Raw genomic sequence first — 24,821 nt, 5'->3', positions numbered from 1 at the left:
AAAACGATATGCCGTGCGCGCACAAGGGACAATTGCGGACACTCAATCAGGAGGACCACATGACAAACCCAAAGCCCATTTATCACCCAGAACTCCAATGCGCCGTGTTCGGCCTCAGTTACGACTTCGTGACAAGGGAGGGCATCCTGAACATGGATGAAAGCAACGCAAGCGATATGACTGGGTGTATTGCTCTCTTCAAGCGCATCGATCCAAAGGTGCAAGCTATACAGACTGTCGCCGGAACCACCAATGACACGAGCTATCGGCTAGTTGGTAAGGCGTGGACGGCGATCCCATGAGCCGGCGCGTTCGATCCGCAGAGGAGTCCGCGAAACGTGAAAGCGCGGTGGCCAAGCTGGCGGCATACACGCTCGTGGCGGACAGCACCGCACCTCGGGATCCACGGATGAGAGGCGACCATTACCGAAGGCATCTGGTCGATGCGTATCGGGTGATTGAGGCGCTTCAAAGCAGGCTCAAGGAATTGGAAGCTGAGCGTGACAAGATCAAGCAGCAAGCAGAATACGACATGTCGCTCTGCGTCACCCGTACCGAGGCGGAGGAAGCGAGGCTTGCGGCGTTTCGGCTCGCAAGAGGCAAGGCATCGATCCTGGCTGAATGGCCGCTCGGCATAACGACGATGCTGTCCGACGAGATCGACAATATTCCAGACCCGAAACCGAAATGGACCCGTTGATGACCGTAGCACGCGACTTTTCCCAATTGGCCGCTCTATTGGCCGAGCACACCGCATCACCGGCAAAGAAGCCCGCAAAGCCGGCGGCAATAAAGGCCCGACAGCCGGCCAACGACAACAAGCCATCCCGTCCTCTTCTCGCGTGGCCCGCTTTCGAACGCCTGGCCCATCGCGGCGATGTCGTGCGCCTGTATGCGCTTCGGCATTGGCGCGACCTATGTTTTCCGCGTGAGATCGTCATCGCCGATGAAGAGCAACAGTACGAACCGGAATGCGCAATCGAGATACGGCCCTCTGAGGCCGAGCTGCTTCGAGCAGTTGGCCGCAAAGTGATAGGCCGTGAACGGTGGTATCATACCGGCGAGATGGCGAATGTGTATGATGACGCGCCCGCACCAGACATCGAGTATCGCACGAACCGGAACGGCGCGCTTGAGGCCAGCATCGGCGGTTTGATGTTTCGTGACGGCGAACTGAAGCAATGGGGAACAACGCGCAAGGGCGCAGCGCTGCAGCCGGACGAGCGCCGACGTGGCGTGAAGGGTGGCGGCGTCAAGCCGGGCAGAACGGAAACGGCGATCTGGGATTACATCAGGCTCAAGGGTGCTGTCTCGCCGCTTACCGCGAAACCATACTCGAAGCCGTTGTCTTCCGAGCCGGCGATCGGAGATTGTTATACTCCGTCCGCTGACGTGGTCGACGCGAGAAAGTTGCTCAAAGAGTTCGGCGTTGACGGCAGTGTGCCATTCGACCAATTGCCATTTCGTGCTACGAGTTGTGAGGACGGCCTTGTGGCCGGACCGCAGTGGGTTGGTGGGGTGAAAAAGCCAAAGCCGTTGGGCGAGATCTCCTCAGTAGCCGGAAGAGAGCCAGATTTTGTTCGGCATGTCGAGACTGTGTCTTACGTCGATTACCTTCGCCACAGACTTGGCAAGCACGCGAAAGTGCTCGACCTGGCAATCACGGATGCGACTGCAAAGGAGATTGGCATGTCAGCCGGCCATGCCCCTGCATATGCCGAGAAGCGCGGGCCATCCATCATAGACGCGGCGATCGACGCCCTTATCGAGCTCGACGAGACGGCGCGAGGCGAATTCAAGAATTCGCAGACGATGGAGGAAAAAATCGCGGCCTAGTGTCCGGTGAGCCGCTACCTCGCAGCGTATATTATTGAAGGGTTTATCCCAGCGGCGCTTTCGGGCGCCGTTTCTTTTTGAGGCGCTGCCGAGCCGCGGACGATCAAACTCGCGAAGCCCGCCGGGACAGCCTCATCACCTTGACCGCGGCTTCCGCGTGACGTTGTGGACAAGCTCGCTGGTTGTGGCGAACTCACCGAATAGCGCGGTAAGCTTGGCCTGCTCCGTGCCATCCAGTCGATGCAGTGCGCAAAAGTCGGCGATGCACCAAACCTTCTTCGCGACGATAGGCTCGGCTGATTTCGAGTCGATGTGTTGCATGTCCGTCCTCCTTCTGAGGAGGCTAGCGAAGAGCAAATTAGCTTGCAATGAAATATTGAAATTGCTTGGCGCCGCCCCCTCCGGCGACGGGCGATCGCGCGGCGGGCTCGCTTTGGCTTGAGCTCGCCGCTTTTGCTATCTGGTCTGTATGGGGCCAGGTGCTGCACCATATAGTCTGCTAAGCGGTTTACTGCGGCTTTGCCGTCGCTGGGGCCCCTTTGACGTAGGGCGAGGTAGGCGCCTTGCTAGGTAGCTAAATGGTTGTCGTGAGGTTGACAAACACTCATACATAACCAATATGTATATCCATACAGAACCTGGGCGGTTGAGCCATAAGGCAATAGGAACTGTAGCGCCACGCAAGTGGTCTCTCTGGGAGAGCGTAAGGCGACTATTACCGCAAGGAACACATTGATGTTCCCGATATAGCTCCTACGGGAGCTATGTTCGTTTTATGACCACCGCTTTGCCAGGTATTGCCTGTTCTCCGTTAGCTATGCAGCTTATCAGGTAGGCAAAATTGATGGGGGCAGCCTTATCGACCATGTTGGGCTTCTGATATGCGCTCTGGATTCGCATGAAGACGTCACCCTTCTTCTTGTTTCTCGATCGCTCCACGGAAAAGAACATCGCGTATGGCGGTGCGTTTCCCAACAAGTCGTGGTTACGAAGCACGAAGTAATTGTATTCTTTTCCTTTATAGACGCTCTTTTCAACAAGGCCGGCAATTATGTCTGGCAGTTTTTTCGATGCTTTATAACGTATCGGACAAAATGACCGCACCTCGTTTCCGAATTCATATTTCCGATCTTGTGAATGCCATTCTTCCCGATCTTCGGTGAAACAGTGGTGGCCGAATTGAATGTATACCCGATAAGTTTTTTCCTCATGACTGATATGAAGAGTGAACGGATCGAGGTGGCTAAGACCATAAGTTTCGCCTCCGTATGATTTCGATTTAAAAAATGGCACCTTAAAGCCCTTCGCAGTACGAACCGCCTCACTATCAGACGCGGCATTCTACTAATTCCACGAAACCAAAAGTTTCACCCGGATTTCAGCAATTATCGCGAATCGGGCATTTCTGTTGGTATATTGTGGGGAACATGGCCGCAAAGGCTAAATATAGTATTAATCGTTTACCTTTTAGTAAGGATTGCGTTGAGCATTATCAACGATCAGCGCAGCGAAGAAGCCTAGCTTTACCGCAAGCTCTATTTCAGGCACGGCAATCGTTCATGGTCCAGCACAAGCTTGTTTGCCTCGCGAATTGCATTGGCCGAAAGCATTCTTTGGTTAGAGAATTCCTTCGGGAGTTTCGATGTCGCGTAATGCTCAGGTCCGTTAAATACGACCTGCGCCTGCCCGTTCTCAAAGTCGATTTCGAAAAACAGTAGATAGTCCGCCCTAGTCTCGGTTTTCCGGAAGGCGGGTCCACGCTTCGTGCCTGTTGCCTTAACCTGGACTGTCGAAGTGCCATCAATTGTGTAGCCGTCGATGCCGGGATGGGATTTTGTTTCCACTAAACGTACGCCGAAATGCTTTACAGCCAGAGCTTCACCCAGGTCGCCGACTAAATTGCCGTCGAACGTGAAGTGCAGTTTGACTTCTTCGCTATGGTTTTGTCTCAGGACGGCATCGTAGTGATCGCGAAGTTTGTTACGAGCGGCGATTAGCTCCGCCAACATCGGTATCTGAATAGTTTTCATTCTCCAGTTGTATTCATTTGTGACTGAGCTTTTCAAGCCGAATTTCTATGGTCGTCTCACTACGCAGCGAAGAAGCCAAGGCCTACCGTCGCTGGTATCAGCTCAAGGCCTAGAAGACTGCCCGCGCCTGCCAGTTGGCTAAGCAGCCGCTTCGCAAGGACCCCCCATGCCCAAATTCATCGCTTGGCTGAAAAGCCTGTTCACAAAAGGAAAACCCGAAATGACCGACGTCATTACTCAGGCTGCTGCCGTAGTCACCAATGTTGAAGCCGTTGTCGCAACCGATGCCGCTGCGCTTGTCGCTGGCGCCGAAGCCGACATCAAGGCCGTCGTCGACGAGTTCGTCAGCGCAGCTACCAAGATCAAATCAGTTTACGACAAGCTCGGCATCGACCTGCATGCCTGGGACGAAGTCGTCGCGCTGGCAAAGGCGCTGTAATTTATTGGCCGCCATGGCGTAACGGTAGCGTGCAAATTGAGGTAATGGCGGAATGGTGACGCGGCGGATTGCAAATTCGCTCAATGCTGGTTCAAATCCAGCTTACCTCTCCAATTCATAGCGGACGCGACGATGGCAGCACTAGTCAAATTCGACACGTCTGCTTTCGAAAAAGCTGCCAGACGCCTTGATGCTTCTCCAAAGCAAATGGCATTTGCGATCAGTAAGACGCTGAACGCAGCCGCGCACGAAACGCGCCGCACGCTGATATCGCAGACATGGCCACAGCACGTGACGCAACGCAACAAAGGTTTCATTGCGTTCGCTCTCGGCGTCGAGAATTCCAGTCGCACAAATCTTACCGTCAAGATCACGGATGCGCGCGCCAAAGGGCGCGGCAATCTTCTGCTTCATGCAGATGGTGGCGTTAAGCGCACTGAACACCATCGCGTCGCCGTGCCTATTGCAGGCCAGCGCCTTGGTGCAACTGGTATCGCAAAATCACAGAGGCCCGAAGCAATCCCAGGCGCATTCGAGCGCAACGGCGCAATCTTCAAGCCATATGGCAAGAAGTATCCGACTTACGTTTACAAACGTGGCAAGAAAAAAGGCCAAGTCAGCAAGGCGGGCGGATCGTGGGGCGGGGCAGGGCGCGGCATCAAGCGCATGTTCGTTCTCAAGCCGAGCGTGGCGATCAAGGCCGACGTTCCATTCCGTCGTGACTTCCGTGTGAGCATGGAACTTCACTTGCGACGCGCTGGCACGGCTGCAATGTCGAACTCGCTCAGGTCCGCTATGCGCTAAGCGCATGGCCATTTGCTCATTTATTATGCACATTCATATTGGCTAATCGACGTCTAAGTAACCGGCCGGTTCAACAAAAACCGAAAGGTACTTAGATTTCAATAGCTTCTCGCTGATCGCGCCACCGCGTAGTCTTTCTAGGTACAGATATTTTATAGGAGGGGGGCCATCATGTTTCCGCTCTCCGGCGCGACGGAGCGAAAACGATGGCCACCATTGCAGAAGTTGCAGAGCATATCGACGTGAATACGCGCACGGCCGCCGATCTGGTTGCCCGCGGCATCATCACGAAATCGTCGCGCGGCTCTTACGATCTCGACGTTGTGCGGCTGGAATACATCCGTCACATCCGCGAAGTAGCCGCCGGCCGGGAAGCTGCACAGGCAGTGCCGCCCGGCAAGATTGACGGCGAGCAAGAGCGCGCTCGAAAAGACAAGGAAGCGGCCGATCGGCTTGAGCTTCAGAACGCCGTGACGCGCGGCGAGCTCGCCCCGCTCTCAGAAATGGTTTCAGCCGTCACGTCGGCGTTCGCTCGTGTCAGGGCAAAGATCCTGACCATTCCATCAAAGGTCGCGCCACTGGTTGTGGGGGAGACGTCAACGGTCGTTGTCCGCGACGTGGTGAAGAATGAAATCCACAACGCTCTTGAAGAACTCGCAGGCACGCGCCTCCGAGAATGGACATTCAGCCCACCAGGCGATTCAGACGAGTTGCTGGACGGTGCTGACGCCGCCGCCCAATCTGACCATAAGCGAGTGGGCCGACAAGGAAAGACGCCTAAGCCCGGAAGCGTCGGCCGAACCCGGAAGGTGGGTAACGGCTCGCGCTGAATACCAACGCGGCATCATGGATGCCATGGCAGAACCGGAGGTGGCAAAGGTTGTCATCTCAAAGGGAAGTCAGGTCGGCTACACCGAGATCCTTAACAACACCATCGGCTACTATATCGATCAGGACCCTTCCACTGTCCTGATCATGCAGCCGACACTCGAGATGGCGCAGGCGTGGTCCAAGGACCGCTTGGCGCCCATGGTGCGCGACACGCCGGCATTGACCGCCAAGGTATCCGACAGCAAGGCGCGCGACAGCGGCAACACGATGCTGCACAAGACGTTCCCCGGCGGCCAGGTCACTATCGTAGGTGCTAACTCGCCTGCCAGCCTTGCATCGCGACCAATTCGCATTGTGCTCGCCGACGAGGTGGACCGCTACCCGGTTTCGGCCGGTGACGAAGGCGACCCGCTGAAGCTGGCACAGAAGCGTCAGCTGACGTTCTGGAACCGCAAGACTCTTGTCGGTTCCACCCCCACAATCAAGGGGGAAAGCGTCATTGATCGTGAGTTTCAAAACAGCGATCGGCGCCGGTATTTCGTCCCTTGCCCGGATTGTGGGGTAGGGCAGTATCTAAAGTGGTCGCAGGTTCATTGGAACAAGCATGAAGGGCATAGGCCGGAAACGGCTCACTACGTCTGCGAGGATTGCGGGTCGCTATGGAACGACGCACAGCGCTGGGCTGCCATCCGACAGGGTGAGTGGCGCGCTACGGCGGAATTCAAAGGCACGGCCGGCTTTCATATTCCCGGTCTTCTGTCGCCATGGGTGCGGCTAGAAGAGATCGTTACGGAATTCCTCGAGGCAAAGGATCACCCCGAGCTTCTGAAGGTGTGGACGAATACCGTTCTTGGCGAGACGTGGGAGGAGCGCGGCGAGACGGTTTCGGCCGGCCCGCTGCTTTCACGCATCGAGACATACGACAGGGACTCCATTCCGGACAGCGTGCGCGTTGCCACCGCCGGCGTTGACGTTCAGGGCGATCGCCTTGAGGTTCAAACCGTCGTATGGGGCGCGGGTGAAGAGGCGTGGGTTGCCGACTATGTCGTGCTGCATGGCGATCCGTCGCAGCAGGATACATGGCAACGCCTGGACCAACACCTGCTGACGCCTTTGACCACGGACGCCGGGCGCTCCATCCGCATACACTCGGTTGCCATCGATACCGGCGGCCACCATGCGGCAATGGTTCTTGCGTTCTGCAAAAGCCGAAAGGCGCGCCGTGTCTGGCCCATCAAGGGTGCTCCTGGCGCAAAGCCTGTTTGGCCTGTGCGTGCGTCGAAAACCAAGACGAACGAGAACCTGTTCATTGTCGGCGTGGATACTGCAAAGGACGCCATCTATGGCCGTCTGCGCATTCCAGCACCGGCGCCTGGCTACGTCCACTTTCCGCAGGATGAAGCAGTCAACGCTGACTATTTCTTCCAGCTGACTGCCGAACAGGCCGTCACACGCTACCGCGACGGGCGACCGTACCGAGTGTGGGTTTGTGGCGCCGGTAAGCGCAATGAGGCGCTCGACACGTTCGTCTACGCCTATGCGGCCCTGAAGTCTTTGCGCACCCGACTTGACGTCGTGCGGCGCCACAAGACCGAGCAACCGCCGGCCGAAGAGCCACAAGCGCCAGAGCCCGAGAACGAACCTGCGAACGACAATGTTCCTGTTCCTGACGTTCTGCCACCGCGACCAGTACCGGCACCAGTTGCCACGCCGCCAGTAGCGCAAGCTCAGCGGAGGCGCGGCCCCGTTCGGCGCATCAGCCGCTCGAGTTATCTCTAGGATTTTCGATGTCCATATACACACAGGCCCAATACACGGCGCTCTGCGCCGCGATTGCGGCTGGCGCGACGAGCGTCAGCTACCAGGGCAAATCGGTGCAGTATCGAGATCTGCAGCAGATGCTTGAGCTTAAGGCGCTGATCGAGGCCGACCTGAACGGCACGAAGATGAAGCGCCAATTCCGACCAGTTACATGCAAGCGGCTTTAAGGGGTAGATCGTTGGGATTTTCTCTTTTGAAGTCGCTTGGCTTTGGTCGGAAGACCAAGTCGGCCAAGGCATATTACACCGGCATGGGGTTCGAAGGCGCGCAGATGCGCCGCCGGCTGTCGACGTGGCAGCCGACCCGCGCCAGCATGACACAGCTTGTGTCCGCAGACGGAGAGCAATTGCGGGCACGCTCCCGCGATCTGTTGCGGAACAATCCATACGTGGCGTCTGCCGCGGAGTCTTTCGTCGCCAATCTCGTAGGGGCCGGCATCAAGCCGTCGCCTCTGCTTCAAGATCCATCCATGAAAGATGGCCTGCAGCTGCTTTGGCGGGAATGGACCGACCAGGCGGACTTTAGTGGCCAGACCGATTTCTACGGCATGCAGGCTCTTGTCGCTCGAGCGCTGTTCGAGGCAGGCGAGTGCTTTATCCGCTTCCGATCCGGCAGCAACAACATGCCCGGTGTGCCGTTGCAGTTGCAGCTGCTCGAAAGCGAAATGCTTGCCTACAACAAGAACCATATGGCCGATGATGGCAATCAGATCATCAACGGCATTGAGCTTGATGGCAACGACCGCCGCATCGCCTATTGGTTCTATTCGGTCTATCCGGGCGATCCTTATTACCGCGTCCACCCACTGACCTATGTCAGGGTTCCCGCGGACGAGGTACTGCACATTTACCGGCCGCTTCGGCCAGGGCAGATGCGCGGTGTTCCGTGGATCACGCCGTCGATCGTGAAGCTGTTCCTTGTCGACCAGTACGACGACGCAGAGCTCGAGCGTAAAAGGCTCGCCGCGATGTACGCGGGTTTTGTGACGTCCGCCGCGCCGGAAGCCATGTTCGACGAAGATGACGACGTCGCCCCAGACGGTGAGCCTGGACCTTTCCCGGTCTTGGAGCCCGGCACTATCCAAAGCCTGCTACCGGGCGAGGACATCAAGTTCAGTGAGCCGGCAGAGGCCGGGAACTCGTATGAGCCATTCCAGTATCGGAATCTGCTAGCTGCCTCATCGGGCATGGGCGTGCCGTACATGGCAGCGACTGGCGACAACGCCAAGGCGAACTATTCCTCGTCGCGCCAGTCTCTTGTCGAGTTCCGAAACAGGCTGACGCAGCTTCAGCACAGCTGCATGGTCTTTCAGATGTGCCGCCCGATTTGGGCGCGATGGCTGAGGGACGCCGTGATTAGCGGCGAGGTCGATATCCCAGACTTCCTGCAGAACCGTCGAAAGTATCTCAAGGTCAAATGGATACCGCCGCGTTTCGACTGGATCGACCCCTTGAAGGACGGCCAGGCCGAAAAGCTGCTCGTCGACAACGGATACAAGTCACGCAGCGATGTCATCGAGGAGCTCGGATTTGATCCGGAGGAAACCGATCGACGCATTGCAGCCGACCAGAAACGCGTCCGCGATCTCGGAATCCTACTGACCGACAGCCCGCTTGGACAGTCACTGTCCAAGACGCCGCCGGCGGATGACAGCGATCCCGACCAAGCCGAATCCCACGAAGAACAACTAGAAGGGGATGCGACCAGATGACCCGAAACAAGAGGGTGATGGCTCTAGGGCCGTCACCAGCTGAGATCTGCCTGTTCAGCGGCATTGGCGCCGACGAAACCGGTGAAGGCATCACGGCCCAATGGTTCGACGCTGAATTCAAAGCTATCGGCAACCCAGCCGAGGTGCTCGTCAGGATCAACTCGCCCGGCGGTGACGTGTTCACTGCCGAGGCGATTTTCACGATCCTGTCGATGTCCCCGGCGCATATCACGGCTCGCATTGAAGGCTTGGCGGCAAGTGCTGCCACGCTGATTGCGATGGCCGCGGATCGCGTCGAGATCGCCAGCAACGGCTTCATGTTGATCCATGAGCCGTACAGCGCCGGTGCAGGCGGGACGGCGGATGAACTCAGGATTGCTTCGGAAGATCTGCAAAGGCTTACCGATCGCTATGTTGAGGCATACGCGAAGAAAACCGGGCAATCGGAAGAAGATGTTCTCGCTCTGATGAAAGAGAACCGCCTCTTGAGCGCCCAGGAAGCCGTTGATTTCGGCCTATGCGACGAGGTCATCGACCCATCGCAGGCGTCGATCAACCTCAAACTCGTTCCACAACATTTACGTGCGGCAGTTGAAACTGCCATGCATAAAGGAATTGCTATGGCTGTAACGCCAAGAAAGAACAAGACCGAGTCGGCGATTGCTGCTCTCTCGGCAAAGCTTGATGCGCTCGCCGCCATCCTGGCCAAGGCCGCGGACGATGGCTACGCCGAAGACGGCGACGAAAACGACGACAAGCCGTCCGACGCCAAGAAGGCCCGCAAAGCCAGCAAGGCTCGCGCGGACGACGACAACGATTTCAGCGCAGACGATGACGACGACGACATGAAGGCCGACGTCGACGATGACGACGACAAGAAGGCTGATGCCGACGAAGACGACGACGACAAGGAAGACGACGACAAGCCGACTGCCCGCAAGGCGCGCGCTTCGGCCAAGGGTCTCTCCTACGCACGCCGCGTCGCCGATCTCTGCGCCATCGCAGGTCGCGACGATCTGACGGCCGGTTTCCTCACGAAGGCTGTTCCGCAGGCACGTGTTCGCAGCGAGCTCCTCAAGGCTCGCTCCGAGAACGAAGCCCGCACCAGCAATGCACGCGGCGCAGTCGTTCGTACCAAGTCGGAAGATGTCGCGAAGGGCTGGGACGCGGCCATCGCAAAGCTGCCCAAGCGCTAAGGAATTTCAGACATGACCACCATTTTCACTCAGCAGCCATGGAACCTTGAGTTCCTGGTTACCGAAGCGCCGGGCTACATCTCGCGCGACGTCATCACGATCGCCTCTGGCGCCGGCGTCCTTCAGCCCGGCACCGTAGTCGGCAAGATTACCGCGAGCGGCAAGTATATTCCTTCCGTTCCCGCGGCCTCAGACGGCTCCCAGATTGCGGCCGGCATCATCGGCTATCGCGTTGACGCAACCAGCGCTGACGCCACTGTGACTGCCTTCACGCGCACTTGCGAAGTGAACGGCAAGCACCTCACGCGCGACGTGTCGATCGACACTGCGCCGGAGATCGCCACCCAGAACGCACAGCTGGCTGCGCTCGGTATTTCCGTCCGCTAAAGGAATATTTGACCTAATGGCAAGCATGGACATTTTTAACAGCGATGCGTTTCACACCGTATCGCTGACCACTGCGCTTGAGAAAATCCCTTACAAGCCGCAGTTCCTGAACGAGCTCAACATTTTCGAGCCCGTTCCGACCAACACCCGAAACATCGCCATCGAAAAGCGCGACGGTTTCATGCAGCTGATCCCGACGTCGCAGATTGGCGCACCGCCTAGCCAGCTGCAGGACGACAAGCGCGACATTCGCAGCTACCGGACCAAGCGATGGGCAAAGGCATTCACGCTATACGCTGAGCAGCTCAACGGCATCCGCCAGTTCGGTACCGAAACCGAGCTGATGCAGGTTCAGGCAGAAGCAGCTCGTCGTCTGTCGCGCCTTAAGGACGACTTTGACTTGACCGCCGAATATGCCCGCCTCGGCGCCCTCCAGGGCAAGTGGCTGGATTCCGATGGCAGCGTTCTCATCGACTGGTTTGCCGAGTGGGGCGTCACCCCGAATACGCCTGTGGCCTTCGCGTTCTCCAGCAGCTCGATCAACGTGAACGATCTCTGCAAGCAGATCGCACGCGGCATGGCTCGCGCATCCAAGGGCGGCTTTACGACCAGCACGACCGTTCATGCACTCGTCGGCGATGCATTCTTTGACGCGCTAGTCAAGCATCCGTCCGTCCAGCTGACCTACCAGAACTGGCAGGCGGCCGAAGGTCTGCGCGCGACGCAGGCAACGGTGTTCGATGCCTTCTACTTCGGCGGCATCTACTTCCACAACTATCGTGGCACCGACGACAAGTCGACTGTTGCGATTGGCGACAACGCTGCTGTCTTCTTCCCGGTCGGCGTTCGTGACCTGTTCCAGGTTGGCTATGGTCCGGCCGAGTTTGATCCGTGGATCAACACTTTCGGCCAGGAGCAGTACGCCCTGACGATCCCCGATCGCGACCGAAACGCCTGGACGAAGTTCGAGATCTACAGCTACCCGCTGTTCATCTGCACGCGTCCGGAAGTTCTGTACACCGGCACCGCGAGCTAAGCAGGCAAGCCGCCATGGATTTTGACAACCTAGTTTTGTCGCCATGCATGGCGGCTTTCGGCGTGACTGTAACGGTCACGCCCCTCAAATCTCAGCCGAGCGCTCCGCCGTACACTGCGACCGGCATTTATGATCGCGCCGTGGCCACTGTGATGCTGGCGGATGGCTCTGAAATGGCTTCCACGAATGTCACTCTCGGCATTCGGCTGAGCGACTTTACGGTTGCGCCCCGCGAGGGCGACAAAATCGCGCTGAACGGCAAAGCCTACAAGGTAGACGCGTCTTTCCCAGATGGGCAGGGCGGCGCCGAGCTGAAGCTGAAAGAGATCAGATGACTAGCCATACCACGGCCATCAGAGAGGCGATCTATACTCGCCTTGAGAGCCTGCCTGGCTACACGACGATCCGCAAGCAAGGCACGCCGACGCTATCGGTTGATGACCTTCCGGCGCTGTCAATCTTCATCGCCGACGAACGCCTTGAACCGGATGGCGACGCAAATGCCGGCCCTCCGAAATTCGGAGTAACAGCGACGATCATTGTTGCTGTGTCGCGCGGCTTTGATGACCCATCCGTCACGGACGGCATCATAGACGAAGACATCGACGCGATCGAAAACACGCTGCTAACAGATCCGACCTTTGTTGGATTTGGCACCGATGAGAGTTTCCGCTTCGAATCCATCAACGGCATTCGCCGCCGGCGCATCTTCGAGAAGGAAGGCGAGTCCTACTTCCTCGAGCTGCAGCTGGAATTCCAGTTCTTCTATCGCTGGATATACGATCCGGTCATCCCGGACAATTTCGCGACTTTGGGCGTCACGGCAAAGCCGAACAACGACGACGCGGCCGACCAGTTCAACAGGACGTGGGCTCTACCGGCGTCCTAACCAAAAAGATCACCACCACATGAGCAAAACGGTTTTTGTCGTCCCCGCTACGGCGGGCGCGAAGCTTAGCCATCCTGTCTCCGGCATCCTTCCTGATGGCGGCGCCGATTGGCTCGCAGATCAATTCACGTTCCGCCTGATCATGGACGGAGCCATCGCAAAGAGCGAGCAGGCACCTGCCAAGGCGTCGAGCATCAGCACGAAAACGGATAATTCTTAATGTCTGTTTCTTTCAATTCATTCCCCTCGACCTGGAACGTTCCGCTCTTTTATGCGGAAGTCGATTCCTCGCAGGCCGGCACGGGTAGCACCGCAAGCCACCCTGCTATTTTCATCGGTCAGAAGCTTGCCGCCGGCAACGCCCTGTCGAACAAGCCTTACGCCATCGGCTCGGTCGCTGTCGCGAAAAGGCTTTTCGGCGAAGGCTCCATGCTGGAACGCATGGTGGACCGGCTGTTCAAGGTCTATCCTGCAGCCCTGCTTTCCTGCATGGCAGTTGACGACCCCACGGGTGGCGTAGCCGCTACCCAGACGACGACGGTATCGGGCACCGCGACGGCATCCGGCATCATCTCGCTATACGTTGCCGGCCAGCTTGTCAGCGTCGGCGTCAAGAGCGGCGACACGGCGACTGTGATCGCAACTTCTATCGCGGCTGCCGTCAATGCGATGACGACCCTTCCGTCTACGGCCGCGGCTGTAGCAGGCGTCGTGACGTATACTTGCCAATGGAAGGGTGCGACAGGCAACGACATCGTTGTCACCGACACCTATCTTGGCTCCAATGGCGGCCAGGCACTGCCGGCAGGCGTTACGCTTGTCCACACTGCAGCAACCAACGGCGCCGGCGTCCCGACTTTCGATAATGCAATCGTCGCCCTCGGTGAAACGCAGTATGACTTCGTCGGTCTGCCGTACACCGATAGCGGCACGCTCGCCCTGTTCGACACCGAATATGGCTTTGGCGACACCGGCCGCTGGGGCTGGATGCGCGAGCTTTATGGCGCCGTTTGGAGCGCCAAGCGCGACACCTACAGCAACCTCATGACCTGGGGGCCGACCGGCAACTCGGCGGTTGAAAGCGTCCTTGCTGTCGAGCCGGGCTCGCCGTCGCCAGTCTGGGATTGGACTGCAGCCTACACGTCCGCAGCCATTCGTGGCCTGGCAAATGATCCGGCACGCCCGCTTCAGACTCTGGAAATGACTGGCGTCCTACCGGCGCCGCCTGAAGCGCGCTTCAATGCCACCCAGATGAACAATCTGGTTTCGGTTGGTATCGCCATTCAAAAGGTCAACCCGAACGGCTATCCGGCCATCATGCGCGAGGCCATGCGGTACCAGAAGAACAGCTACGGTCAGCCGGACAACGCTTATGCGCTGGCGACGACGCTGTACACGCTGGCTGAGATCTTCCGTCGTCTGAAGAACGCGATTACGAGCAAGTACCCGCGCCACAAGCTGGCGAATGACGGTACCGTCTTTGCAACTGGCCAGGCGATCATCACACCGAAGATTATCAAGGCCGAGCTCGTGTCGGAATATTCTGACATGGAATACGACGGCCTCGTCGAGAACCTGGATGCGTTCGCTTCCAATCTGGTGGTTGAGCGCAACAGCACCAACCCCGACCGCGTCGACGTCCTGTATCCGCCGGACATCATCAACGGTCTGCGCATCTTCGCCGTGCTCGCACAGTTCCGGCTGCAGTACTCCAGCGCCTCGTAAAGGATAACAGAATATGGGACTTAGAGCCGCAGGCACTGCGTACGTCAAAGTTGACGGAACGCAATACCCGTTGCGCGGGAACCTGGTGATCATGCCGTCCTCGGTAACGAGGACGGGCATTGCCGGCCAGGACTATGTGCACGGTTACTCTGAAATGCCAGTCGTGCCTTACATTGAAGGCGACTTCACGCTGACTGACGATTGGAAAATCTCCGACGTTAAGGGCATCACAGGCGCGACGGTCACGGCCGAAATCGCCAACGGTCACACCTACACGCTGAAAAACGCGTGGCAGGCCGGTGACCTTCCAATGGAAACCGTCGACGGCAAGGTGAAGATCCGCTTCGAAGGCGTTTCTTGCACGGAAGGAACCTAACCAGTGGCAGGATGGGAAGACGGGAAGCTCGACTTCCCCTTTGACTACGAGATCGAGGCGCACGGCGAGAAGGTAAAGAAGCTCGTTCTCCGTGAGCCTCAGGGCGCCGACGTCATCGCCGTGGGCAACCCGGTTCAGTTTGACCCCATCAGCGATCCGCCGCGCGTCTTGGTAGATGACAAGCGCATGGCCACAATGATCAGCCGTCTTGCCGCTGTGCCACCCTCTACGGTGGCGCAGCTTAAGCCCAAGGATCTTATCAGCCTTGGGTGGCAACTGACGGGTTTTTTCATGCCGGTGTAGCCGACGATTCCGTCAACATGGCTATCGATCTGGCGATGACATTTCACGTCAACCCGTTCGATTTTCTGACTCGCCCTCATCATGAGTTGGCGGAATTGCACAGCTACACCTTGAAATATCTCGAGAGGACACGCGATGACTGAGCCTTTGGTGCTTCCGGCAACTGTCCTCGACAAGTTCACCAAGCCTCTAAAAGACCTTGTGAGCCGATTGAAGGACGTGAAAGTCCCAGACGGCATGAAGCAGGTCGGCAAGCAAATGGAGAACCTCCGCAAGGAGGCCGAGGGCGTCGGCAAGGCAGTCACAAATGGCCTTGGCGGCTTGACCTCAGGCTTGGGACTCGGCGCGATCAGCGTGGGGGCGCTATCTGCCGCCGGCGCGATCACTGCGGTTGGCACTGCAGTCCGATCGTTCGCCGATAACGCCGTGCGCATGAGGAAGTTTTCTCACGAGACCGGCATTGCTGTCACGACGCTGCAAAAGATGCAGCAGGTATCGGACGGTCTCGCGATCGATCCAGACGCCGTAGCCGGCGGCCTGTCCTTTTCTGCCCGCAATGCAGATGCGATGCGGCTGCATCAGGGAAGTTATGGGGCGATTGCTGGCCTACGCGGCGGCCGTGGTATCGCCGAAGACCTCGCGAACACAAAATCCAATGACGAGGTAGTCAAGAAAGAACTAAACTACCTTGCGATGCAAAAGAATGCGCAATCGCGGCGCACCCTGTCCGAGCTGTTTTTCGGCACGGGCGATTTTGCAGAATTTGGAGCAAACGGAAAAGCCTCGCTTGACAAGCGCATGGCCGCGGCCGGCAAGAATACTTACGTGCCTTCGGACGAGGATACGAAGAAGGCAGAGGCATTTCAGGATGCAATTTCGCATCTGAGCGCCACGTTTGAGAATTTGAAGAACTCGGTCGGCGGCGAGCTCGCTCCGCAAATTATTGCTGCGGCCGACGCCTTCAAGCAGTTTTCCGATGCCCATGTTGGCGACGTGAAAGAGTTCTTTCACGATGTCGGCGACGACTTGAAACAGGTCGATTGGAAGGGTACTGGCCAGGATATCGAGGCGGTATTTGCGGACATCAAGGCAGGCGCCAAGAACCTCAAGGACGTCGTCGAATGGGCCAAGAGTCTCACCAATTGGGATGTGATAGACCCGCCAAAGTCGGACGATCAGGCCATTCACGGCCTTTTCCATGCCGAAAAAGGCGGCAAACTCGATAAATTTCTGGGGTCTGTACCCAACCCGTTTTCCTACGTCCCGCCGCGGGATTCCACGAAAGACGACAAGGTCCTTCCGCCTGCACAGGACCACCCAGAGGCGCACGGTTACGGCGGCATGGCTAAACCCATCGCCTACCATCCTGGTATGCAGGCGGCTTTCGTGGGCGCCTCCGCGGCACGCGACAATGCCGCAATAGCGGTACTCGCCAAGGGCGTTGAGCTAGGCATGATTGCCTTCACGCAGAGTTATCTGGGTGGTGGCGCTGGTACTGGCATCGGTGGCGGCGATGGCTTCCAGAATGCTTCCTGGGGCGGTGGCGGTAGTTTCGGTGGCGGTGGCCGGGCTGTATTTGGTGGCGGCGGGTCTGGCGGTAGCTTCGATATTAGCGGAGCAGGAACCGGGCCGGTACCAACCGGCAGTAAAGCTCAGCGAGCCAAGGGCATTGTTGATAGCCTGATGGCGGCGGGTATGTCGCGTGAGAACGCCACCACATGGGCCGCTGCGACCATGGGTGCAGAATCTGGCTATGGTCATGAGCAGCGCGGCGACTTTGTAGGGGGCAGGGCAACAGCCTTCGGATCAGTGCAATGGCATATGCCCCGCGTGCGGGACATCCTCAAAAATACCGGCATCGACGTCCGAAGCGCTGGGATGGATGACCAGACCAAAGCCATGATCTGGGAAATGAAGAAGATGGGCATTTGGGATCGCGCCGTTAAGGCCAAGAATGCCCAGGAAGTCCTTCGCTTAGCCATCAAGGAATATGAGAGTCCGCGGGATCAGGGGCCACGGCAGTTTAACAGCCGCGCGGCGATGGCGAACGCACTTCGTAAATCTCTGGAAAACCAGCAGGCTCCTGAGCGCAAATCCGCCTCTAAAGCGGCTGCCAGCGCTGGCCTACAGGGCGGGTCTGCACCAAGCTCGCCTCCGCCAACCGGCAAGGTCGATATCCATGTCCACAGCAAGGATCATCCGGTCACCGTGAAGCGGAGCGACAGCGATCTCTTCCAGACTTTGAAGATCGACCGCGGTAATTCCGTGTCGCTCTAGCAAGGAAACAAGATGACATCTCCGCTTTGGAGGCAGTTGCTGCTTCCGGCGTCGTTCCGTGGTGCCCCCTTCCACGTAGAGGGGGGCGCAAAGGCTGGCGGCCGGCGCACGGTAACGCACGAATACCCTAAGCGCGACGATCCCTACACCGAAGACATGGGGCGTCGTGCAAAGAAGTTCTCGATCTCCGCCTACGTCATCGGCGAAGACTATACCATATTCCGCGAGCTGCTGAGCGCCGCCCTCGATACTGAGGGTGGTGGCACGCTGATCCACCCGACCATGGGCATCATGAATGTTGCCTGTGAGGGCTACAGCGTTTCTGAAAATCGCGAGGAAGGCGGCATGGCCCGCTTTGAGATCCTTCTCGTAGAGGCCGGCACCAGCCCATACACGCCGGCCACCGCAGACACGCAATCTGCCACCTCTAATGCGGCTGACAGCGCGGGCAGCGCTGCTGCAACTGCCGCAGATACTGCGATGACAGCTTGACCCGCGCTGAATTGAACGAGGCCGTGGCTATCCTGCAAAGCACGGCCGATAACCTGTCGGCGCTCACGTCTGGCACGACGGAAGAGGGCGCGGCTCTTGATCGAGCATGCACCACCCTGAAGGTCGACGCGAAATCACTACTGCAAGCCGGAACGATCGGCGCGACGGCACTGGCATGCTTCATCGCGGCCACGACTGCCGGCATTACGTCGGATCAGTTTTACGGCATCAGGTCGACCATCTCGGCCCTGTCGCCAAGCTATCCAGCCGGCATCACCGTACGGCAGATGCTGCTCAGAATGAGTATTGCGGAAGAAAGCAGGGCGGTATCAAACGCCATTCTGACGAGCCGTAGCCAAGCAGAGGCTATCCTCGCCCGTATGGTGGACGATTTGGTGGCGATCGAAGATTACGCCGCTGATAATCTCGAGTCTGCCGCCTATCAGGCATTCATCGCGCTACATGGCGCGGTTGCTTACGACCTTTCGCAGCGCGCAAGTCAGCTTCCGAAGTTGGCAACTTACACATTCGGCAAGCGCCGCACGGCGCTGACCCTAGCGAATGTTCTGTACGGCGACGCGAGCCGAGCCGACGAAATCATCAACGAAAACAGCCCAGCTCACCCGGCCTTTATGCCGGATAGCATCAGGGCGCTTACGGAGTAATCCGTCTTGCCCAAGATTGAAGAGACGTGCGAAGTCACGATCAACGGAAAGGTTTTCCGTGATTGGGACTCGGTAACGGCGACCGCGAGCAGCGACCCTGTCGTGCGCATGGTTACCTTGAGCGTGACGGAAAAGGTGGGCGCCAACGGCGCGGTCGGGCAGTCCCTGCAGATCAAGCCCGGCGACGCCGCTACAGTGAAGCTCGCCGGGCAGCTGTTTGCCGCCGGCCATATTCATGAGCGCCAGGTCGCCTATGACGCGAACAACCACTCGGTGCGCGTGACATTTGCGTCACAGATTATAAAGGCGGTCAAACAGTCCATTCCTCTTAAGGATGGAGAATTCAAGAACTACAGCTTTCAGGCAATTGCCAACAAGGTCTTGGGACCGGTGGGCATAACCCTGAAGCCTCTTAATCCGCCGTCAGGGTGGGACAAGCCATTTAAGTACGTGAACATTGAGCCCGGCGAGACGATCTTCAATCTGCTCTCGAGGCTCTCGAAATACCGCGGTATTTGGCTCCATGACGACAAAAACGGCAATCTAGCCGCCCGCGGCAATACCGACAAAAAGCCCACCGCTGAGTTCGTCGAGGGGCGCAACATTCTTGCCGCAAGCGCCCTTGCCCAGAACGCGCCCGACACGAGCATTTCGGTTACCGGGCAGCAACGCGGAAGCGACAACAGCACGCCTGCACAGAACCGCGGCGCATATTCCGGCAAAGCCGACGCCAAAGGTTCGAACTACAGCACTGACAAGCAGGTGCAGGCCGATATTCCCGCCGATGCCGAAGACCTTAAGCAGGCGTCTGGATATTGCCAACTGCTCTCGCTGAGTCAGCAGGTCATCGTTCGTATCGTCTATCAGGGCTGGCTTCTCTCCTCGGGCAATCTGCCGGAGGTGTTCGATCAGATCTCGATCGATTCCCCCATGCTGATGCTGAAGACGTCCGACCTGAAGATTGCAGAGGTAACCTTCACGCAGGACCAGGCAGGAACGCGCACTACCCTTATCGCGCAGAAGTGGATCGGCTCCCCTGTTGATGTGCAGAGCACGTCTCCAGAGCAAACCGACGCGCAAAAGGCGACATCGACTCCGGTTACCCCGACGCCACCGACGACAGACGGCCCCAAGGGGCAGGAAGTCATTTTCTAGCGTACGCGAGACCTTCATGACAATTGCACGCGGAAGCATAAAATCTGTCAAGGACGGCGCCAAACTGCGAACCTTGAACCTCGTCGGCCTGCAAGACGAAAGCCTTTCCGACGTCGAGCACTTTGAAAGCTATGGCCTCACCGCCGTTCCTGCCGCAAGTGGCAGCGACGGGAGCGCAGAGGCCATCATTGGGTTTGTCGGCGGCAATAGATCGCATCCGATCGTTATAGCGTTTGGCGACCGCCGCAGCCGCCCTAAGGGGCGACCCGCCGGCGACGTGACACTCTATCACTATAACGGCTCCGAAGTTCACCTGGCCAATGACGGGATCAATATCAACACTGCTGGCAATCCCCTCACCATTACGGCCGGAGGCGTCACTATGACGATCTCGCCGGCAGGCGTGGCGATCACGGGCGGTACCGTCACGCATGACGGCAAGGATATCGGCCATGATCACGTTCACACCGGCGTCACACCCGGCGGCAGCAATACGGGGGCGCCGGCTTGAGCAATATTCGCATTGCGCCCGGCCAAGCCACCGAGGCCATCAGCCTCGACTGGCTGACCACAGGGCAGAACACGCTCGATAGCACTCACGATCTCGTCTCGGCGGTTTTGATGGCTATCGGCACAGATCGCCGAGCCAACGCAGACGATGAGCTGCCGGTGGACGGCGACACCGACCTACGCGGCTGGTGGGGCGACACCGACGCACAAGAAATATGGGGTGGCTGGCCAGTCGGTAGTCGCCTTTGGCTTCTCAGCCGCGCCAAGATCACCGACGAGAATTACAAGTATGGCGCCACCGTCGCCAGGGCGAAGACATATCTAATTGAGTGTCTTCAGCCATTTCTCGATCAAAAAATAGCAACAAAATTGGAAGTAGATGTACAGCGCTACAATGATACAAGCGTTTCCGCTTCGATCGCGCTGTATAGGGGAAATAAATCCCTGATCTCTTTGCAATTCCAAGATTTATGGGATGACATCTCTTGACATGGTCTACCCCTGATCTAGCGACGCTGCGCAAGCGCGGTCGCGACCAGATGATTTCCGCCACCCAGCTTGGTTCGATAATCCCGAATAGTCCACTCCGGATTATGACGGACGGCAACAGCGCGATGGCTCATCTCACCCTGCAGTATCTGGATTGGCTGGCAAAACAGCTGATGCCGGATACCGCCGAAAACGAATGGCTAGATCGTCATGCGTCGATCTGGCTAAAGGACGGCCGAAAGCAGGCATCGTATTCTAGCGGCTCGGCAACATTCACCGGCACGGCCGGCACGGTAATTTCGGCCGGAACCGAGCTCAGCAACGGCGCCATCACGTTTCAGACCACAGCCGATATCACGCTCGGCGCCGGCTCTACTTCGGGCAATATCGCCGCGCAGACTGCGGGCGCAGACGGCAATCTAGATGTCGGCACGTCTCTAGCGATCACCACGGCGCTTTCTGGCGTCGATGGTAATGCAACAGTCGTTTCGCTGACTGGTGGAACGGATGCGGAAAGCGACAGCTCGCTGAGAAATCGCGTGCTTGACCGGATTCAAAAGCCACCACAAGGCGGCGACGCAGACGATTATGTTGCCTGGACACTTGAGGTGCCTGGCGTCACTCGCGCATGGTGCTCGCCGCTCGAGATGGGCGACGGCACGGTGACGGTGCGCTTCATGATGGACGACCTGCGTTCGTCGAATAACGGGCTGCCGACCACCGACGACATTGCGACCGTCACCACCTATCTGAACACGGTTCGCCCGGTTTCGACGAAGGATCTCTTTGTTCTGGCGCCAACGCTGTACCCCATTGCCTTCACGATCACCAATCTTGAGGACGACAGCACCTCTACGCGGGCTGCCATTGCAAATGCTGTGACGGCCATGCTCGTCGATAGGGCTAAGCCTGCCTACGCGTCCAATGGCGTCGCGCAGCCCGCGCAGACAATCTATGCGGCATGGGTATCCGACGCGATCCTCGGCGCCTCTGGAGTCGAAAGCTTCACTCTGACTATGGCCGATCAGGTCATGCCAAACAACGGGTGCATGGCCGTGCTGGGGACCATAACCTATGCCTGACACTCACGTCAGACGTAGTCAGTCCGACTACCAGCAGGCGATGGCAGATAACCTGCCCACCGGGCCGGCGTGGCCGCGCGAGTCTGATGCCACCCTCATGAAGGTGCTGAACGGACTTGCCAGCAATTGGGCCTACGTTGATGGCAGGGCGGCCGATCTGCTTGAGATCGAAAGCGATCCGCGCGTTACCTCGGAGATGCTTAATTCATGGGAGGCGGCCTGGGGGCTGCCCGATCCATGCATTGCAGAAGCGGTAACACTCGCCGATAGGCGAAACGCCCTTGTTCAGAAGATGACGGCCGAGGGCGGCCAGTCGATTCCATACTTCCTTGGTGTGGCGGCGAGCCTGGGATATACCGTCACCATTCAGGAATATTCCCCATACATGACGGGTATCAGTCAGTGCGGCGATACGCGCGTGAGCACCTCCTCAACCGACTACCGGTGGATGCTTGGCTCTACCAACCTTCGGTTCCAGTGGACCATGAAGCTGACGTCTAATCGCGAAACCTGGTTCAGAACCGGTCTCGGAGGCGGCGAGGTTGGCGTTGATCACATGGTGACGATCGCACTCGCCACGGACCTCGAGTGTGTCATCCGACGATGGAAACCGGCGCAGACCGACGTTGCCTTCGACTACTCGCTTCTTTCTTCCGGCTAAAGGCTCTTTCGAGAGCCTTTTTTATTGGGCACCTTTTTATGCTATATAATCAACCTTTTGACCAGCCGTCTAATCCGAATGCGCCTTACGTCAACGGCAATCCGTCGTCGGGCATTCAGGGTTCCATCATTCCGGCCGCCGCCGTCGAGTATCCGCAGCGCGAGATCATTGCGCTAATTCAGGCGGCCGGCTTCACTCCGAGCAATAGCGATCTGTCGCAGGCGGCGAAGGCTATTCAGTCTGGCCTGTTGAACTTCGCCATAGCTGGCGGAACGGCGAATGCGCTGACTGCAACCCTGTCGCCGGTCCCGGCGTCACTGGTTGCCGGGCTGATCGTCGTTCTCAACATCACCACGCCGAACACAGGCGCTGCGACCCTCAATCTTAACGGGCTTGGCAATAAGTCAATCGTCAACATATTCGGGGCGGCGCTCATCGGCGGAGAGCTCATAGGTCCGGTGTCGTTCACCTATGACGGCACGAAATGGTGGGCGAGCGTTGCGCAGCCGGCGCTTTCGGCCAACAGGACTTACTACGTCAATGGCGCGGGTGGCAATGACGGCAATAATGGTCTCACCGCCGGTACCGCATTCGCCACCATTCAAAGAGCGATCGACGTCACGGCGTCTTTGAACTGCAACGGCTTTGCTATCAGCATCAGTGTGGCGAGTGGAACCTATGGCGCCTTTAATCTCAGGTCGTTGGCTGGGGCCTCGTCAGCGACGCTGACCGGCGACACGGTCACCCCCTCCAATGTCATTACAGGGGCTATCGGTGCCGGCGGCTCGACGGGATGGAAAGTCGAAGGACTCAAGCCGACCGTTACCGGCGCTGGCGCCCATAACCTTTCCGTCAGCGGCGGTTCCGTCACTGTCGGGAATATGGAGTGGCCGCTCAACAACAACAGCGGTGGCAGCAATGGCGGCGCGCACATGGCCTCCGGAGCCGGCGGCACCATTTTCATCACCGGAACGCAGCGAATTGTCGGTGGCGCGACCATCGCGCACATGTATGCAGCGGACGGCGGCGCGATCAGGGCCGCTGCTTCGCAGCCGACGCTCAATGTGGTGAATGTCGTCGGTTTCACTGCTTTCGTGAACGCCGTCGGCGGCTTCATCAATTGCCTCTATTCCTCCATCACCGGGGCAGCGAACGTAAACAATGGTCTGAAGTATTCGGTATCGGTCAACGGCTCGATCAACACCAACGGCGCCGGAGTCAATTACTACCCGGGCCCAACGGCCGGCACGACTGCGACAGGAGGTCAATATGTTTAATCCCTTCGAATGGTACTGGATCAAGGCTGACAAGACCGTCTTTTCCTCGGCCTGCGGGGCCGTCGTGGGCGAGGATGACGAGACCTTCGTTGCATGGAAGGAGAATGGCGGCGTTCCGACCCCATATCCGCAAGATGCGGAAGGCAATGAGAGCCAGGCGGAACTCGCGGCCGTGCTTTCACCCTATGGCGTTTATATCAATCTCGATGCGGCGAAGGTCGCGTTGAAAACGCAGATCGACGCGGCGGCTGAGATAGAACGTTTGAAATACATCACGTCCGGGGCTGGTCAGGCGATGACCTATAGCCAAAAGGCAGACGAGGCCTCGCGCTATCTGGCAGCGACACAGCCGGTCGCGGCTGATTATCCGCTACTTTCGGCTGAGGTTGGCATTACTGCGGCAGACATCGCTGGCGTCGCTGCTATCGTGGATGCAGCCTTCAAACAGTGGCAGACGATCGGCGCCGCGATCGAGGCCACTCGCCTTGGCGCCAAGAAGACGATCGAAGCAGCTACGGACGTGGCCTCGGTTGAAGCGGTCGTTGCGGCGATCGCCTGGCCCAATCACTAAAGGGATCGTCATGGATCGCGCGAAGTTCTACGGCGCGGTGCGTGCTAAGGAGCGAGTTTAATCCCGGTCTGCTTGAAAACGGTATCTCTGCACTCTTCTTTTAGCGAGTCATCAACATGGTTACAAACGGACTGAAAGTATGCGGTGGCCTGACGTTCTCTTTCGCGGCGCGGGGCCGTCACAGAGAAATAGATCGCAGCACTGCCGATTATTAGCACGGATGCAGCCACCATGGCGCTCCCGATGATTATAGCTCTT

At 58.1% G+C, this 24,821-nt stretch carries 31 protein-coding genes and 1 tRNA gene; 29 read left to right on the top strand and 3 right to left on the bottom strand.

Annotated elements, in window-relative coordinates:
* Positions 1–59 precede the first annotated feature (59 nt).
* From QD357_RS02120 to QD357_RS02110, 3 genes are all read left to right on the top strand, one after another.
* Positions 60–302 carry a hypothetical protein gene (locus QD357_RS02120; protein ID WP_414123999.1) on the top strand — a complete coding sequence of 81 codons (243 nt, stop codon included), beginning with the start codon at positions 60–62 and terminating at the stop codon, positions 300–302.
* Positions 299–700, top strand: a complete 402-nt coding sequence (locus QD357_RS02115; RefSeq protein WP_414123998.1) for a hypothetical protein — start codon at positions 299–301, stop codon at positions 698–700. The genes QD357_RS02120 and QD357_RS02115 overlap by 4 nt, the downstream gene beginning before the upstream one ends.
* 182 nt (positions 701–882) lie before the next feature.
* Positions 883–1,836, top strand: a complete 954-nt coding sequence (locus QD357_RS02110) for a hypothetical protein (protein ID WP_414123997.1) — start codon at positions 883–885, stop codon at positions 1,834–1,836.
* Positions 1,837–1,971: 135 nt separating this feature from the next.
* On the opposite strand, the gene QD357_RS02105 is transcribed toward QD357_RS02110, so the two are convergent.
* The 3 genes from QD357_RS02105 to QD357_RS02095 all read right to left on the bottom strand — a co-directional run bounded on the left by QD357_RS02105 (position 1,972) and on the right by QD357_RS02095 (position 3,866).
* Complete coding sequence (locus tag QD357_RS02105; protein WP_414123996.1) at positions 1,972–2,157, bottom strand: hypothetical protein; 186 nt, start codon at positions 2,155–2,157, stop codon at positions 1,972–1,974.
* A gap of 441 nt (positions 2,158–2,598) precedes the next feature.
* A complete protein-coding gene (locus tag QD357_RS02100; protein WP_414123995.1) occupies positions 2,599–3,129 on the bottom strand; it encodes a hypothetical protein in 531 nt (176 codons plus the stop codon).
* Between the two features lie 242 nt (positions 3,130–3,371).
* A complete protein-coding gene (locus QD357_RS02095) occupies positions 3,372–3,866 on the bottom strand; it encodes a DUF6998 domain-containing protein (RefSeq protein WP_414123994.1) in 495 nt (164 codons plus the stop codon).
* 220 nt (positions 3,867–4,086) lie between these two features.
* Here QD357_RS02095 and QD357_RS02090 point away from each other — a divergent pair, with 220 nt between their 5' ends.
* The 26 genes from QD357_RS02090 to QD357_RS01965 all read left to right on the top strand — a co-directional run bounded on the left by QD357_RS02090 (position 4,087) and on the right by QD357_RS01965 (position 24,563).
* Positions 4,087–4,305, top strand: a complete 219-nt coding sequence (locus QD357_RS02090; RefSeq protein WP_414123993.1) for a hypothetical protein — start codon at positions 4,087–4,089, stop codon at positions 4,303–4,305.
* Positions 4,306–4,343: 38 nt separating this feature from the next.
* Positions 4,344–4,418: transfer RNA gene (locus QD357_RS02085), tRNA-Cys, on the top strand.
* A 19-nt stretch (positions 4,419–4,437) separates the two neighbouring features.
* Positions 4,438–5,109, top strand: a complete 672-nt coding sequence (locus QD357_RS02080) for a hypothetical protein (protein WP_414123992.1) — start codon at positions 4,438–4,440, stop codon at positions 5,107–5,109.
* Positions 5,110–5,315: 206 nt separating this feature from the next.
* The gene (locus tag QD357_RS02075; RefSeq protein ID WP_414123991.1) at positions 5,316–5,939 is read left to right on the top strand and encodes a hypothetical protein; all 624 of its coding nucleotides are present in this window, start codon (positions 5,316–5,318) and stop codon (positions 5,937–5,939) included.
* Between the two features lie 16 nt (positions 5,940–5,955).
* Positions 5,956–7,719: a phage terminase large subunit family protein gene (locus QD357_RS02070; protein ID WP_414123990.1), complete on the top strand. Its 1,764-nt coding sequence runs from the start codon at positions 5,956–5,958 to the stop codon at positions 7,717–7,719.
* Positions 7,720–7,727: 8 nt separating this feature from the next.
* Positions 7,728–7,928 (top strand): phage head-tail joining protein, encoded by a 201-nt coding sequence (locus tag QD357_RS02065; protein WP_414123989.1) that lies wholly within the window; start codon positions 7,728–7,730, stop codon positions 7,926–7,928.
* Positions 7,913–9,472, top strand: a complete 1,560-nt coding sequence (locus QD357_RS02060; RefSeq protein ID WP_414123988.1) for a phage portal protein — start codon at positions 7,913–7,915, stop codon at positions 9,470–9,472. Before QD357_RS02065 ends, QD357_RS02060 begins: the two co-directional genes overlap by 16 nt.
* Complete coding sequence (locus tag QD357_RS02055) at positions 9,469–10,668, top strand: head maturation protease, ClpP-related (RefSeq protein ID WP_414123987.1); 1,200 nt, start codon at positions 9,469–9,471, stop codon at positions 10,666–10,668. The genes QD357_RS02060 and QD357_RS02055 overlap by 4 nt, the downstream gene beginning before the upstream one ends.
* A 12-nt stretch (positions 10,669–10,680) precedes the next feature.
* Complete coding sequence (locus tag QD357_RS02050; protein WP_414123986.1) at positions 10,681–11,055, top strand: head decoration protein; 375 nt, start codon at positions 10,681–10,683, stop codon at positions 11,053–11,055.
* Positions 11,056–11,071: 16 nt separating this feature from the next.
* Positions 11,072–12,091: a major capsid protein gene (locus tag QD357_RS02045; RefSeq protein WP_414123985.1), complete on the top strand. Its 1,020-nt coding sequence runs from the start codon at positions 11,072–11,074 to the stop codon at positions 12,089–12,091.
* A gap of 14 nt (positions 12,092–12,105) precedes the next feature.
* Positions 12,106–12,426 (top strand): hypothetical protein, encoded by a 321-nt coding sequence (locus tag QD357_RS02040; RefSeq protein WP_414123984.1) that lies wholly within the window; start codon positions 12,106–12,108, stop codon positions 12,424–12,426.
* Entirely contained in the window at positions 12,423–12,980 is a 558-nt protein-coding gene (locus QD357_RS02035; protein WP_414123983.1) for a hypothetical protein, read from the top strand. The genes QD357_RS02040 and QD357_RS02035 overlap by 4 nt, the downstream gene beginning before the upstream one ends.
* Positions 12,981–12,999: 19 nt before the next feature.
* Positions 13,000–13,200: a hypothetical protein gene (locus tag QD357_RS02030; protein ID WP_414123982.1), complete on the top strand. Its 201-nt coding sequence runs from the start codon at positions 13,000–13,002 to the stop codon at positions 13,198–13,200.
* On the top strand, positions 13,200–14,705 hold the full coding sequence (locus tag QD357_RS02025; protein ID WP_414123981.1) for a phage tail sheath C-terminal domain-containing protein: 1,506 nt from the start codon (positions 13,200–13,202) through the stop codon (positions 14,703–14,705). Before QD357_RS02030 ends, QD357_RS02025 begins: the two co-directional genes overlap by 1 nt.
* A gap of 13 nt (positions 14,706–14,718) precedes the next feature.
* On the top strand, positions 14,719–15,081 hold the full coding sequence (locus tag QD357_RS02020; RefSeq protein WP_414123980.1) for a phage tail tube protein: 363 nt from the start codon (positions 14,719–14,721) through the stop codon (positions 15,079–15,081).
* Positions 15,082–15,084: 3 nt separating this feature from the next.
* Positions 15,085–15,384: a phage tail assembly protein gene (locus QD357_RS02015; RefSeq protein ID WP_414123979.1), complete on the top strand. Its 300-nt coding sequence runs from the start codon at positions 15,085–15,087 to the stop codon at positions 15,382–15,384.
* Positions 15,385–15,519: 135 nt separating this feature from the next.
* Positions 15,520–17,661 (top strand): hypothetical protein, encoded by a 2,142-nt coding sequence (locus QD357_RS02010; RefSeq protein WP_414123978.1) that lies wholly within the window; start codon positions 15,520–15,522, stop codon positions 17,659–17,661.
* Positions 17,662–17,673: 12 nt separating this feature from the next.
* Positions 17,674–18,153: a DNA circularization N-terminal domain-containing protein gene (locus tag QD357_RS02005; protein ID WP_414123977.1), complete on the top strand. Its 480-nt coding sequence runs from the start codon at positions 17,674–17,676 to the stop codon at positions 18,151–18,153.
* On the top strand, positions 18,150–18,818 hold the full coding sequence (locus QD357_RS02000) for a hypothetical protein (RefSeq protein ID WP_414123976.1): 669 nt from the start codon (positions 18,150–18,152) through the stop codon (positions 18,816–18,818). Before QD357_RS02005 ends, QD357_RS02000 begins: the two co-directional genes overlap by 4 nt.
* A gap of 6 nt (positions 18,819–18,824) precedes the next feature.
* Positions 18,825–19,973 carry a phage baseplate assembly protein gene (locus tag QD357_RS01995; protein WP_414123975.1) on the top strand — a complete coding sequence of 383 codons (1,149 nt, stop codon included), beginning with the start codon at positions 18,825–18,827 and terminating at the stop codon, positions 19,971–19,973.
* Positions 19,974–19,989: 16 nt separating this feature from the next.
* Positions 19,990–20,484: a phage baseplate assembly protein V gene (locus tag QD357_RS01990; RefSeq protein ID WP_414123974.1), complete on the top strand. Its 495-nt coding sequence runs from the start codon at positions 19,990–19,992 to the stop codon at positions 20,482–20,484.
* Positions 20,481–20,972, top strand: a complete 492-nt coding sequence (locus tag QD357_RS01985) for a phage GP46 family protein (protein ID WP_414123973.1) — start codon at positions 20,481–20,483, stop codon at positions 20,970–20,972. Before QD357_RS01990 ends, QD357_RS01985 begins: the two co-directional genes overlap by 4 nt.
* On the top strand, positions 20,969–22,054 hold the full coding sequence (locus QD357_RS01980) for a baseplate J/gp47 family protein (RefSeq protein WP_414123972.1): 1,086 nt from the start codon (positions 20,969–20,971) through the stop codon (positions 22,052–22,054). Before QD357_RS01985 ends, QD357_RS01980 begins: the two co-directional genes overlap by 4 nt.
* Positions 22,047–22,715: a YmfQ family protein gene (locus QD357_RS01975; RefSeq protein WP_414123971.1), complete on the top strand. Its 669-nt coding sequence runs from the start codon at positions 22,047–22,049 to the stop codon at positions 22,713–22,715. Before QD357_RS01980 ends, QD357_RS01975 begins: the two co-directional genes overlap by 8 nt.
* A 38-nt stretch (positions 22,716–22,753) precedes the next feature.
* Positions 22,754–23,992 carry a hypothetical protein gene (locus QD357_RS01970; protein ID WP_414123970.1) on the top strand — a complete coding sequence of 413 codons (1,239 nt, stop codon included), beginning with the start codon at positions 22,754–22,756 and terminating at the stop codon, positions 23,990–23,992.
* Entirely contained in the window at positions 23,985–24,563 is a 579-nt protein-coding gene (locus tag QD357_RS01965) for a hypothetical protein (protein ID WP_414123969.1), read from the top strand. The genes QD357_RS01970 and QD357_RS01965 overlap by 8 nt, the downstream gene beginning before the upstream one ends.
* Positions 24,564–24,821: the final 258 nt, after the last annotated feature.

This window comes from Rhizobium sp. BR 317, assembly GCF_047445835.1.
GTDB lineage: Bacteria > Pseudomonadota > Alphaproteobacteria > Rhizobiales > Rhizobiaceae > Rhizobium > Rhizobium paranaense.
Note: the sequence above shows the minus strand (reverse complement) of the source record. Positions and strands in the feature narration are given on the sequence as shown.

Coding starts and splice junctions, on each gene's coding strand:
- QD357_RS02120 (WP_414123999.1), top strand. CDS start 60: ATGACAAACCCAAAGCCCATTTATCACCCAGAACTCCAATGCGCCGTG.
- QD357_RS02115 (WP_414123998.1), top strand. CDS start 299: ATGAGCCGGCGCGTTCGATCCGCAGAGGAGTCCGCGAAACGTGAAAGC.
- QD357_RS02105 (WP_414123996.1), bottom strand. CDS start 2,157: ATGCAACACATCGACTCGAAATCAGCCGAGCCTATCGTCGCGAAGAAG.
- QD357_RS02095 (WP_414123994.1), bottom strand. CDS start 3,866: ATGAAAACTATTCAGATACCGATGTTGGCGGAGCTAATCGCCGCTCGT.
- QD357_RS02090 (WP_414123993.1), top strand. CDS start 4,087: ATGACCGACGTCATTACTCAGGCTGCTGCCGTAGTCACCAATGTTGAA.
- QD357_RS02080 (WP_414123992.1), top strand. CDS start 4,438: ATGGCAGCACTAGTCAAATTCGACACGTCTGCTTTCGAAAAAGCTGCC.
- QD357_RS02075 (WP_414123991.1), top strand. CDS start 5,316: ATGGCCACCATTGCAGAAGTTGCAGAGCATATCGACGTGAATACGCGC.
- QD357_RS02070 (WP_414123990.1), top strand. CDS start 5,956: ATGGATGCCATGGCAGAACCGGAGGTGGCAAAGGTTGTCATCTCAAAG.
- QD357_RS02065 (WP_414123989.1), top strand. CDS start 7,728: ATGTCCATATACACACAGGCCCAATACACGGCGCTCTGCGCCGCGATT.
- QD357_RS02060 (WP_414123988.1), top strand. CDS start 7,913: ATGCAAGCGGCTTTAAGGGGTAGATCGTTGGGATTTTCTCTTTTGAAG.
- QD357_RS02055 (WP_414123987.1), top strand. CDS start 9,469: ATGACCCGAAACAAGAGGGTGATGGCTCTAGGGCCGTCACCAGCTGAG.
- QD357_RS02050 (WP_414123986.1), top strand. CDS start 10,681: ATGACCACCATTTTCACTCAGCAGCCATGGAACCTTGAGTTCCTGGTT.
- QD357_RS02045 (WP_414123985.1), top strand. CDS start 11,072: ATGGCAAGCATGGACATTTTTAACAGCGATGCGTTTCACACCGTATCG.
- QD357_RS02040 (WP_414123984.1), top strand. CDS start 12,106: ATGGATTTTGACAACCTAGTTTTGTCGCCATGCATGGCGGCTTTCGGC.
- QD357_RS02035 (WP_414123983.1), top strand. CDS start 12,423: ATGACTAGCCATACCACGGCCATCAGAGAGGCGATCTATACTCGCCTT.
- QD357_RS02030 (WP_414123982.1), top strand. CDS start 13,000: ATGAGCAAAACGGTTTTTGTCGTCCCCGCTACGGCGGGCGCGAAGCTT.
- QD357_RS02025 (WP_414123981.1), top strand. CDS start 13,200: ATGTCTGTTTCTTTCAATTCATTCCCCTCGACCTGGAACGTTCCGCTC.
- QD357_RS02020 (WP_414123980.1), top strand. CDS start 14,719: ATGGGACTTAGAGCCGCAGGCACTGCGTACGTCAAAGTTGACGGAACG.
- QD357_RS02010 (WP_414123978.1), top strand. CDS start 15,520: ATGACTGAGCCTTTGGTGCTTCCGGCAACTGTCCTCGACAAGTTCACC.
- QD357_RS02005 (WP_414123977.1), top strand. CDS start 17,674: ATGACATCTCCGCTTTGGAGGCAGTTGCTGCTTCCGGCGTCGTTCCGT.
- QD357_RS01990 (WP_414123974.1), top strand. CDS start 19,990: ATGACAATTGCACGCGGAAGCATAAAATCTGTCAAGGACGGCGCCAAA.
- QD357_RS01975 (WP_414123971.1), top strand. CDS start 22,047: ATGCCTGACACTCACGTCAGACGTAGTCAGTCCGACTACCAGCAGGCG.
- QD357_RS01970 (WP_414123970.1), top strand. CDS start 22,754: ATGCTATATAATCAACCTTTTGACCAGCCGTCTAATCCGAATGCGCCT.
- QD357_RS01965 (WP_414123969.1), top strand. CDS start 23,985: ATGTTTAATCCCTTCGAATGGTACTGGATCAAGGCTGACAAGACCGTC.